At 60.6% G+C, this 11,625-nt stretch carries 7 protein-coding genes and 1 tRNA gene; 3 read left to right on the top strand and 5 right to left on the bottom strand.

What is annotated here, in order from left to right; genetic code table 11:
• Positions 1-17: 17 nt before the first annotated feature.
• Complete coding sequence (locus tag B5V02_RS38190; protein ID WP_111549078.1) at positions 18-917, bottom strand: LysR family transcriptional regulator; 900 nt, start codon at positions 915-917, stop codon at positions 18-20.
• A gap of 100 nt (positions 918-1,017) precedes the next feature.
• Here B5V02_RS38190 and B5V02_RS38185 point away from each other — a divergent pair, with 100 nt between their 5' ends.
• Positions 1,018-1,911, top strand: a complete 894-nt coding sequence (locus tag B5V02_RS38185) for an NmrA/HSCARG family protein (protein WP_111549077.1) — start codon at positions 1,018-1,020, stop codon at positions 1,909-1,911.
• Positions 1,912-2,005: 94 nt separating this feature from the next.
• Here the strand turns inward: B5V02_RS38185 and B5V02_RS38180 are convergent, their stop codons facing one another.
• Positions 2,006-3,526, bottom strand: coding sequence for a phosphomannomutase/phosphoglucomutase (locus tag B5V02_RS38180; RefSeq protein ID WP_111549076.1), 1,521 nt, complete (start codon positions 3,524-3,526; stop codon positions 2,006-2,008).
• A 198-nt stretch (positions 3,527-3,724) separates the two neighbouring features.
• Between B5V02_RS38180 and B5V02_RS38175 the strand changes: the two genes are divergently transcribed.
• Both B5V02_RS38175 and B5V02_RS38170 read left to right on the top strand, forming a co-directional pair.
• Positions 3,725-3,801: transfer RNA gene (locus tag B5V02_RS38175), tRNA-Pro, on the top strand.
• Between the two features lie 294 nt (positions 3,802-4,095).
• Positions 4,096-4,290 carry a hypothetical protein gene (locus tag B5V02_RS38170; protein WP_111549075.1) on the top strand — a complete coding sequence of 65 codons (195 nt, stop codon included), beginning with the start codon at positions 4,096-4,098 and terminating at the stop codon, positions 4,288-4,290.
• Positions 4,291-5,669: 1,379 nt separating this feature from the next.
• On the opposite strand, the gene B5V02_RS38160 is transcribed toward B5V02_RS38170, so the two are convergent.
• The 3 genes from B5V02_RS38160 to B5V02_RS38150 form a co-directional block, all read right to left on the bottom strand.
• Positions 5,670-7,007 carry an HlyD family type I secretion periplasmic adaptor subunit gene (locus B5V02_RS38160; RefSeq protein ID WP_111549073.1) on the bottom strand — a complete coding sequence of 446 codons (1,338 nt, stop codon included), beginning with the start codon at positions 7,005-7,007 and terminating at the stop codon, positions 5,670-5,672.
• A gap of 13 nt (positions 7,008-7,020) precedes the next feature.
• Complete coding sequence (locus tag B5V02_RS38155) at positions 7,021-8,679, bottom strand: type I secretion system permease/ATPase (protein ID WP_281005081.1); 1,659 nt, start codon at positions 8,677-8,679, stop codon at positions 7,021-7,023.
• Positions 8,680-8,888: 209 nt separating this feature from the next.
• A complete protein-coding gene (locus B5V02_RS38150) occupies positions 8,889-11,156 on the bottom strand; it encodes a VCBS domain-containing protein (RefSeq protein ID WP_111549071.1) in 2,268 nt (755 codons plus the stop codon).
• Positions 11,157-11,625: the final 469 nt, after the last annotated feature.

Here is an 11,625-nt window from a genome sequence, read left to right as displayed (position 1 = left end):
TTGCTACTACACAAGCCTTAAGCTGTGTTTATCCCATTGGAAATGCGCTCGGATGCAAGCTCGATGAATGCCTTGACCAGGGGCGAAAGGTGGCGGCTGCTCGGATAGAGGGCATGCAGGCCGCCGGCCGGTGTCGTGTAATCCTCAAGAACGTGCTGCAGTCGCCCCTCCTTGATCAGCCCTTCGGCGATCGCCTGGGGCAATTGGGCGATGCCGAAGCCGGCGTGCGCGGCCGCAACGACCGCCTGCATTTCATTGGCGGCAAAGCGCCCGGCCACCATGACCGTTTCCTGGCCGTGCGGCCCTTCCAACACCCAATGAGCGCCTGAGGCCGAAGCGCCTGCGATGACGCATTGATGGTGCGTTAGGTCCGCCGGGCTTTGCGGCGTGCCGTGCCGCGCGAGATAGTCCGGGCTGGCGCAGAGCAGCCTGTGCGTGGAGCCGAGCTTGCGGGCGATCAGCGTCGAATCCTGAAGGATCCCGGTGCGGAAAGCGAGGTCTATGCCGTCCTCGACAAGGTTGAGCCTGTCGTCGGTGAGGCGGAGTTCGACATTGGTTTTCGGATATAGTGCGAGAAAGTCGACCACGGCGCGGATCAGGAAATGGCCGCCAAAGCCGACCGGGGCCGAAATGCGAATCGTGCCCGATGGCTCCGCTCTCGCCTCCGCCAGGCGCAGATTTGCCTCCTCGATGGTCCGCAGGCCCTGGCTGCTCTGCTCAAAGTAGAGACGCCCGGCATCCGTCAGGTTGAGGCTACGTGTCGTGCGCTGCAGCAGGCGGACGCCGACCTCGCGTTCGAGCGTGGCAATGCGGCGGCTGACCGTCGTCTTGGGCATGGCGAGCTGGCGCGCGGCAGCGGTGAAGCTGCCGGCTTCGACGACGCGGGCAAACACGACGATATCGTTGAGGTCGATCATTGTATCCAAAATTGGGACGACATTTCCCAATTATAGCCAATTATGCATCAATGCGAAAGATCCTAACTCTGCTCCAGCCAAACAAGAAGGAGCAGACATCGTGACCAGCAAACGAAGCATTCTGGTGACCGGCGCTACCGGCCAGCAAGGCGGCGCGGTTGCGCGCGCCCTGTTGTCCAGGGGACATCGCGTCAAGGCACTGACGCGCAAGCCGGACAGTGAGGCCGCACGGCAACTGGCGTCGGCGGGCGCCGACATCGTGGCCGGCGATCTCGCTGACGCGGCCTCCGTCGTGAGGGCCGCAAAAGACGTCGACACCATGTTCCTGATGGGCAACAGCTATGAAGCTGGCATGCAAGAGGAAACCCGCCAGGGGATCATTGCCGCCGACGCGGCGAAGGCTGCCGGCGTCGGACACCTGATCTATTCATCCGTTGCCGATGCCGACAAGAAGACCGGCATCCCGCATTTCGAAAGCAAATATCTCGTCGAGAAACATGTCGTCGGGCTCGGCATCCCCTACACGATCAGCGCGCCCGCCGCGTTCATGGAGAATGTCGTCGCGCCATGGTCGATCGGCGCGCTCGGCCAGGGCACTTATGCCTTCGCGATGCCTCCAAAGCGCGTCCTCCAACTGGTTTCCCTGGCAGACATCGGCGGCTTCGTTGCGGCTTTGGCCGAGCGGCGAGAACAGGTGTTCGGCAAGCGCTTCGATTTCGCCGGGGACGAATTGTCAGGCGAAGAGCAAGCGAAAATCCTGTCCGGGGCCATCGGTCGGCCGATCCGCTACCAGGAAATCCCGATCGCCGTGGCTCGCCAGCAAAGCGAGGATGCGGCACTGATGTTCGAATGGTTCGACCGCGTCGGCTACGACGTCGATATCGCCGCCTTGCACAAGGATTTCCCGGAGGTCCGCTGGCACAGTTTTGCCGACTGGGCGCGAGCGTTCGACTGGAGCGCCCTGCGGCAAACAGCTTCGGCGGGCGACCGCTGAAGCTAGGGCCTGTTCCATCCCGATGAATCGGGATGAGGCTCAATCTTATTGTTCGAGCATGATCTTTTCCGAAACCGTTTTTCGGGATCATGCTCTAGAAAGTCTGGTTGTAGGCGCCGACTTCAGGGCTGCGGCGCAGCACGGCGTCGACGGCGTCGAACATCTGCCGGCGACGCTGCGACGACACCGGGCTTTCGACGACCACGACAAGCTCCGGCTTGTTCGACGACGCCCGCACCAGCCCCCAGGTGCCGTCCTCGGCGACGACGCGCACGCCGTTGACGGTGATCAGGTCAATAATCTTCTGGCCGGCGAAGCTGGCGCCGTCCCGCTTCATCGCCTGAAAATCGGCAACCACCCGCTCGACCACGCCATACTTCACATCGTCCGCACAGTGCGGCGACATGGTCGGCGTGCCGAAAGTCAGCGGCAGGGCGCGGTAGAGATCGGCCATCGAACTGCCGGGGCTGCGATCCAGCATCTGGCAGATGGCGATGGCGGTGACCAGCCCATCGTCATAGCCGCGCCCGATCGGCGGGTTGAAGAAGAAATGGCCGGACTTTTCAAAGCCGGCCACGGCACCGAGTTCGGCGACGCGGCGCTTGATGTAGGAGTGGCCGGTCTTCCAGTAGTCGGTAACAGCGCCGTTGGCGCGCAGCACTGCGTCGGTGTTGAACAGGCCGGTCGACTTGACGTCGACGACGAAGGTCGAGCCCGGGTGGAGCAGCGAAATATCGCGCGCGAGCATGACGCCCACCTTGTCGGCAAAAATCTCGTTGCCTTCATTATCGACGACGCCGCAACGGTCGCCATCGCCGTCGAAGCCAAGACCGACATCGGCTCCGGTCTCCAGCACCTTGTCCCTGATGGCATGCAGCATCCGCATGTCCTCGGGATTGGGATTGTAGCGCGGGAAGGTATGGTCGAGCTCGACATCGAGCGGGATCACGTCGCAGCCGATCCGCTGCAGCGCTTCCGGGGCAAAGGCGCCGGCGGTGCCGTTGCCGCAAGCGGCGACCACTTTCAGCTTTCGCGTGATGCGCTTGTCGTGGGTCAGATCGTCGAGATAGGGCGCGCGGAAATCGCGGACGAAGTCGTAGGAACCGCCGCCGGCGAGGTCGAAGTCGCCAGCCAGCACGATCGCCTTCAAGGCGCTCATCTCCTCAGGGCCGAAGGTCAGCGGCCGCGACGCGCCCATCTTGACGCCGGTCCAGCCATTCTCGTTGTGCGAGGCGGTGACCATGGCGACGGACGGCGTGTCCAGCGCGAACTGGGCGAAATAAGCCATCGGCGACAGCGCCAGGCCGATATCCCTCACCTTTGCACCGGCGGCCATCAGGCCGGTGACCAGCGCCAGTTTGATCGACAGCGAATAGGAACGGAAGTCGTGCCCGGTAACGATATCGGGTCCGGCGCCGAGACGGCGGATCAGCGTGCCGAGCCCCATGCCGAGCGCCTGGACGCCGATCAGATTAAGCTCGGGCGGCACCTCCGAGGCCGGATGGCCAAACCACCAGCGCGCATCATATTCGCGAAAGCCGGACGGTTTGATCAGCGCCGAGGTTTCGAATTCGAAGCTGTTGGGTCGGGCCTCGTCAACGATCCTGGGGGTCAAGACTGGAAAACTCCAAGCGGCTGGAACACGGTTTGTCGAAGCGGTGGCTACCACACAAGCCTTTAAGTCATGTTTATCCCGAAGGAAAATCCGCACGCCCGCAACGCGCGCGACGAAACCTGATGAAATGCGACAGAAGTCCTGCCATTGCCGCTTGCAGGAACGAAGTGCGGCGGCTATAAGCCCGCGGTCTGGTCACGGAGTGTAGCGCAGCCTGGTAGCGCACCTCGTTCGGGACGAGGGGGTCGCAGGTTCAAATCCTGCCACTCCGACCAGAAAAAACAATGTGTTAGCGCATCCCGACTTTGGCGCCCCCACAGATATCCCCACAGAAAAAATGGAAAAGCATCTAGGCCGCTCGATGCAGCTGGCAGACGCATAACTATCAAACTGCGACACGCCATTGCGGCCATTTCACTCGCCAGCCCAGGTCGGCTTGTTTCCGGCGCCTACCGTACCGAGACCGCATTGGCCACTCGCTATTTTGCCGATGGTGCTCATCTGAGGCCGCGCCATCAAAACAATGTCGGCTTCGCGCCCAAAGCGGACTTTCTCAGGTGAAAGCGCACATGACGGCTTTGCGCCCGATCTCGGACGTTGCGCGGGCGATGGCGGCGCAAAAAGGGCGAAATCACGATATCGGCTGGGCAATGACCGATTCGCGGCGCAAAGCTGACGTCATCCTCGTGAAAGACGGACTTCGGGTTCGAGTCAAAAGCGCCTGCAGCAACCAGGATGATTGGCTTTTGGGAAATAAGCTGTAGTTGATGGTGGGCCCGGAGGGACGTCATCTTTTCAACAAAATCAATCAGTTAGAGGGTGGTTCGCCAAGCCATATCCTTCGTATGTTCTCGTATTCGGTGGCGAACCGGGTAAGAGCTCCAAATGAGCATCCCCATCCTCTGATTCCTAATCTGTAGGTCACAGGTTCGATTCCTGTCGGGATCACCAACATTTTCAAACGCTTAGCGAATTTGCGCCGTACTTTTTTTGCGATATTTTTGTGAATAAGTACGGCGAATTTCGCGGACCTTCAGACTCCGGACACACCTGCCCCAAGGACCAAAGGGCCTAAGTCCGCTGCGAAGCGGGGCCCCAGGATGCCCAAATAAGGTTGGTCATCGGTGTTCCCAATCACTCTTGCCCGTGTTTTGACGCTCGGAACTAAGGGCGTCGGCCGGCTACCCGCCCCTCGGCCTCGACTTCTGCAGATTCAAATCATGGAGGCGCAGCCACCGATACCGAGATTCACTAATGGTGGGCATCTGATGGTGGGCATCTGAATGGAGAATTCGTCTCGAAGCAGAACAGCACGATAATCCTGGTGCACAACGATCCCGCTCGACACCCTACGACCATTGTGGATCACGGTTGGTCACGCTTCGATCCAATTTCCCCTGAAATCATAGATTTGCGAGTTTGCCCAACCGTCGTGCGACGGGTGATAGATCGCAAATATAGCCAGCGACCTGCGAGGGCGTTGTCGGCGCAAGACATGCGCCCTTCCCTGCCCCACAACGCAGCGTCGATTTCGCGTCACTGCACCCTTTGACGAACCTGCTGAGCGCCGGAGATATCGGCAATCGCCGCTCGCTGAAACGACATATTGCTCTCAGAAACGGCCCCACTGGCCCGCGATCGGGATGACTGAAATGGGCCGGAAGCGGTCCGTCAGCTTTCGGGATAATCGCCTCGACAAGCCGCCATGCGGCCGGTCCCGAACACGACCCGTTGACAAGTCGGTGCCTTCGCCAGCGATGCAACGATCGCCTCAGCCGTCGACGTCGTCTTCGCGTCGTGGATGACTGCTCCCTCGCGATCGAGAACGCACACATGCGTCTCTTCCATCGAGATGTACAAGTCTGCAAAATATTCCACGGTCGGTCCTCTTCAAATGACGGAGCCAATCCTAACGGTCTCCGACAAGAGCCGCTGCCCATTACCCGATGTTGAAAAAGTCCGACAAGCCGCAAAGTCGGCACCTATAATAGAAACCTGTCCCACGGCAGCGCATCGTGTGGAATCAGGATTCACTTTTAGGGTCTTCGCGGAACGCCATTCTATGCAAATGCCATTGGCAGCCAGGACGCTGGACCGCGACGCCGCGAAATTCGAATCGCGAATGTGTTTGGCTCCAAGCCCACTATTTCTGGCGGAAGGCGGAGTGAAACGACACAAGCAGTGGGCCAAGAACATAGTCCAGTGCGGTGCGCTCCTCAGTGACGATCATGACCGACGCTGGCATGCCCGGATAAAGTGTGATCTGTGGGACCGCCGCCAACTCCGCCGGATCGACCACTATGTCGGCAACGTAGTAGGGGAACCCGGTTTTGCTGTCGGTAATGCGATCCGCCGAAATGCGGGTGATGCGTCCGTGAATTATGGGTATCGACCGCTGCTTGTATGACGTGAAGCGAACCTCGGCTGCCATGTCGGGTCGCAGGTTAGAGATATCCTCGACGTGAATCTGCGCCTGAACAATCAGGGAATTCTGCGCCGGCACGATATCGAGAATTGTCTGGCCCGGCGTGACGACCGCCCCGGTCGAGAAAACGCTGAGATCCATCACTTGACCGTCATAGGGCGAACGAACCTCGGCACGGTCCACTGCGGCCTGGGCCGCAAACATCTTTGGCACCAGGTCCGCCAGATTGGATTGCGTCTCGATCAGCATGGTCGAGAGCTTGGCCCTGCGCTCGTTGGTCAATTGCGCGATCTGGCTTTCCAGCTCGGCTTTCGTCTGGCGGCTTCCTGCGATCGCGCCCAGGCTCTCGTCGATCATGCCACGCAAATCCGAGGCCGATCTGTCCAGTTCCAGTACGCGGGTTCGTGTCGTCAACCCGGCCTTGAGGAGTTTCGACAAGCCGGCCCCCTCGTCGACGGTCGATTGCAGCTGGGCCCGAAACGATTCGACGCGGGCCTCTTTTCCCTGGATCTGTTCATCGAGCTCAGCAATCCGCCGCTGCAGGATCTGCGTGGCGCCGGCCATTGATGCGCGCTGGCTTTCCAGGTCGGCGACCTGGTTTGCCATTGCATCTTTGAGGTAGGCCTCATGCTCCTTGAGAATATCCTTCGGGAAGGCAACTGCCATGGTGCCGTCCAGTTCAGCCCGAATCCTGGCGTCGGTGGCCCGCAAGAGCGCATATTGTTGAGCGTAGAGATTGAACTCGGAGCGAATCCTGCTGTCGTCCAGCACCACCAGTATTTCACCTGATTTGACAATGTCGCCGTCCTTGACCCGTACTTCCTTTACCGTTCCGCCATCGAAGTGTTGAACGCTCTTTCGGTTCCCTTCGACCTTGACGATCGCGTCGGCCAGCACCGCCCCGTTCAGCGGCGCAAGGGCCGCCCAGCCGCCAAAGATGCCAAAAAACGCGACAATGATCAGCACGCCGATATTGACCGGGGCTCCAATGGAATCCGACGCCGGAATGCCGGCTTCGCTGGGCAGGCTGCGATAGGTGAGGGCTGTGTCGGTCAACGGTCTCTCCAGGTCATTGAGCAGCCACCGCGATCGAAGCTGAGCGTTGATTGAGAAGTGCCACGATCTCGTTTCTCATGCCGAAGGCTTCCACGCCGCCATCCCGCAACAGAAGGATCTTGTCGACATTTGCCAACGTGCTCGGCCGATGCGACACGATGATCACCGTGCTGCCGCGGCGTTTGAGTTCGATGGCGCAATCGCTCAGCGCGCGGTCGCCATCGGCGTCGAGATTGGAGCTTGGCTCGTCGAGAACGATCAGGTTCGGCGTGCCGAAAACCGCTCGGGCAAGGGCGATGCGTTGCCGGTAGCCTCCCGACAGAACGGCACCGCCTTCGCCAATTTGCGTCTCATAGCCTTGCGGCAGGCGGATGATCATGTCGTGCACACCGGCCAATCGCGCGGCTTCGATCACCTCCTGGTCCACGTTGGTCTTGAAGCGTCCGATGTTGGCGGCGACGGTATCCGAGAAGAGCTCGATATCCTGCGGCAGGTAGCCGATATGGTCGCCGAGCGCGTCGCGCCCCCAGTGCGAGAGGTCGGCGCCGTCGAGCCTGACGGTGCCGCGGCTCGGTTGCATTATGCCGGCGAGGTGACGGGCCAGTGTCGACTTGCCGGCACCCGAAGGGCCAACAATTCCCAGCGCCTCGCCCGCCTCCAGCTGGAACGATACCTCCCGAAGCAGGACTTTCTGGGGGTTTGGAATGGCATAGCTGACCTGCTCAACCGAGATTTTGCCGGTGGGCTTAGGCAGGTTGAACGATCTTTCGTTTTCCGCTTTGCCGTCGACCAGCTTGCGCACCCGCGCCAACGCGGCGCGCGCCAGGATCAGGCTGCGCCAGAGGCCGACGATCTGTTCGACGGGCTGCAGCCCTCTGCCCAGTAACAGGCTCGCCGCGAACATGGAACCGGCTGTGGTCTGTCGTTCGATGACCAGATAGGCACCGAGGCCCAGGATCAATGACTGCATGGTCAGGCGAAGAAACCTGATCGCCCCCGACATCAGAGCGGCGCGGTCGCTGGCTTCCGCCTGGCGCCGAAGGGCCAGGTTGCGGTCGCGTCCCCATCGGCGGAGCAAACCATCGACCATTCCCATGGCGCGAATGACTTCGGAGTTCCTCAGGCTCATCTCGGTGAAATTGTAGTTGGCCGTCGCGAGGTCGTTGGCCTGCTTCAGCGGCCAGCGCACCAGATATTCATTGATCACCGCCATGGCGACGAGCAGCAGCGACGAGCCCAGCGCAAAAAATCCCAGCCAGGGGTGCAGCAGGAAAATGATGCCGATATAGATGGGTGACCAAGGCAGGTCGAACAGCGCGTGAATACCGCTGCCTGTGATAACCTGCCGGAACGTGTCGAAGTCGCGTATCGGCTGGCTCTGCGATGCGCCTGATGATGAGGTCTCGACCGACGCGGCCACGATCCTTGCCGAAATCAGCCGATCGAGGCGCACGCTTGCGCGCGTAAGGATTCTGGCACGCATGAGATCGAGACCGGCAAGTGCCAGAAAGGCCGCCAAAAGCACGATGGTCAGCATCACCAGCGTGGTTTCGCTGCCGCTGGTCACGACCCGGTCGTAGATCTGAAGCATGTAAAGGGGGGAGGCGAGATAGAGGAGATTGATCGCCAGGCTGAACCCTGCCGCGATCATGAAATAATGGCGGCACGCCAAGAGGGCGTCCTTCACGATTTGGGATTTATTGTTGCTCAAAAACCTAGCGGAGAACCGCCCCCCTGTCCAACTGAACGCCCGGAACCGATACTACCTCTGATCGTTCGTCCCCGCCGGCATTCCTGGCGTAAACCTTAATGCGTAAGCTGAATCTGCAATCGGCGAGCTGCGAGGTGAGCCGTGCGTATCCGCAGGCTCACCTCTTCGGGTCAGAGCACGAAATCGCTCGCCGTAAGTCCAAGCCCGACACCTGTCAGGGTGATCTGCAGATCGGCTGTTGTGTTGCCGTTGACGTCGACATGGACAATGGTGTTGCCGCCGGCTTCCGACCACGTGATGGTGTTGGCGACGGTGGCTATATTCGACCCCCCGATCAGGAAAGCCTGATCACCGCCGCTACCCGTATTCGCGTCAATTGAGGATAGATCGATCTTGTCGACCCCGTGCACGAAGTCGGTGATGGTGTCGAAATTTCCGGCACCTGGCGCCGAATCCGTGACTGTTGGTCCGTAGTAGAATGTGTCGGATCCCGCCCCGCCGGTGAGCGTGTCGGGGCCTACGCCGCCGACGAGGCGGTCATTGCCATCTCCGCCGTTCAACGTGTCGTTGCCACCTTGGCCGAATAGCGTGTCATTGCCGGCCAGGCCGAAGATCGAGTCTGCTCCGCCATTGCCGTAGAGGATGTCGTCGCCGCCCACAGGGTTGCTGAGGTTATCAGTCGAGTTGCCATTGCTGCCGGTGAGGACCTGGAACGTCTCGCTATATTGATAGAGGGCTCCGCCTGGGTCGCCGACCTGGGTTGCCTGTACGGTGATGGAATACGCCTTGCTCGGCGAGAGGTCTGTCGAACTGAGCGTATTGCCGGCGATTGAAAACAGTCCCGAGTCCGATTGTGAGGTGATGCTGTAGATGAAGCTGCCGGGATCCGGATCGGTCGCGGCCAGTGTTCCCGAGAACTGGAACGAGCCGAAACTGACATTGTCCGTCGTGGTGCTCGGCGTGAGCTGGATATCCGTCGGGGCAAACCGCGGCGGGGCATCGCTAGTGCCGAGGATGTCGATGTCGACCGAGGTGTGGGTGCCGTCGGCACTCATCACGTTGAAGCTCTCGGTGTAATGCTGGCCGGCGACAAACTCGTCGTGGGCCGAGGATGCGGTGTAAGTCCAGGCACCCGCCGAATTGATGGCGAAGGTGCCGTAGCTGCCGCCGGTTGCGGCCTGGGCGACGAAGGTCGCCGGGCTGTCGACATCGGAGATGGTCAGCGTGCCGCTGGTTGAGATGTCGGCCGCCGAATTGGTCTCGGTCAGGTTGACCGAGGCCGACGACAGCACCGCCGCGTCGTTGGCGCCATGGATGGTGATGTCGATCACCTTGGCCGTGCCATCGGCCGTCGTGACCGTCACCAGCTCGTGCAGCGTGCCGCCCGTGTTGAGCGCCTGCACATCGCCATTGTTGTCGTCGAGCGTGTAGCTCCAGGTCCCGTCCGCACCGATCGAGAACGTGCCGTAGCTCTTGGCTGCGTCGGTCTGCGTGTTGAAGGTCGCCGGATTGTCGACGTCGGTCGCATTGAGATCGCCCGCGGCCGTCGCGTCGCCGGGCGTGCCGTTGGCCACACCGGAGGCTTCCGTCACCGAGGTGTCCTCGACGCCGTTGACCGTGATCACCGCCGCGTCGTTGGCGCCATGGATGGTGATGTCGATCACCTTGGCCGTGCCATCGGCCGTCGTGACCGTCACCAGCTCGTGCAGCGTGCCGCCCGTGTTGAGCGCCTGCACATCGCCATTGTTGTCGTCGAGCGTGTAGCTCCAGGTCCCGTCCGCACCGATCGAGAACGTGCCGTAGCTCTTGGCTGCGTCGGTCTGCGTGTTGAAGGTCGCCGGATTGTCGACGTCGGTCGCATTGAGATCGCCCGCGGCCGTCGCGTCGCCGGGCGTGCCGTTGGCCACACCGCTCTTTTCCGTCACCGAGGTGTCCTCGGCGCCGTTGACCGTGATCACCGCCGCGTCGTTGGCGCCGGTGAACTTAACGTAGGTCGTGGCCCAGCTCAGCGTGCCATTACCGAGCCGAATGGCGTAGGTCAGTTTGTCGTAAAGAACCTGCCCCTCCGCAAGTGCCTGGACTTGCGCATCTATATCCACCTTGTTGTAGTGGATCGCACCATCAGTACCTATCCAGATACGGGCACCTAGAGCACTCGTGTCAGTGGTCCCGACGAGCCCTAGACTATTAGTGGAGTATGTTGCGTCACGCGCGAGCAGGTCCGTCGGAGCAGCTATCTTTGTTGAGGTCGATGCACTCGTTCCGTCATCGATGGAGTAGAGCAGTTTGGCCGCGCCTCCCTGATCATTGGCCATGACATTCAGGATCAGGACGCCAGTGGCATCTTCCGAAAAGAGAAAAAGGTCGTCACCTGCCTGCGGCGTGTTGGAGAACGACGTCGTGGTCCCACCGGCACCGGCGATTTGAGAAGTAGCCATTTTTAACCCCCTGTTTGTCTGGAGAACAGACGCCCCAACATCTGTTTATCGACCGTAATGAACGACTGACTGCTTTCTGCCGAAATTGGTGTGCGATCGGCAGACGAATTCCGGTAGGGGGGTGGTTGTCAGCTTCGTCCAGGGAGCCGCCCAACGTACCGCCCTACGACCAGCCAGCATAAGCTTGGCGGCTGTTCGCAGACGGGTGGTGGCTCAATGATGACGACTGCGGCGACATTTATCGCCACGCTACGTTGCCCTTACCCCCCATAGCGACGCCTAGCTCGTTGGTTGCCTTTCAGGAGCCAGATTTAGGCGACGCTTATATTAGGGCATTATTAACCCTAGTAGAAAAGAAGCGTCAACGTCCAATTGGAGGAACGGTTAATAGCCGAGTCAAAACATCCGTACGGTCATAGCCGGCCGGCAAAACTCGGCGCACGCCAAGCCAAGCGCGCGCCCAAGTCGG

Source organism: Mesorhizobium kowhaii (assembly GCF_003253745.1).
GTDB classification, from domain to species: domain Bacteria; phylum Pseudomonadota; class Alphaproteobacteria; order Rhizobiales; family Rhizobiaceae; genus Mesorhizobium; species Mesorhizobium kowhaii.
The sequence above is the reverse complement of the archived record's forward strand: the minus strand, read 5'-3'. Positions and strand labels throughout refer to the sequence as shown.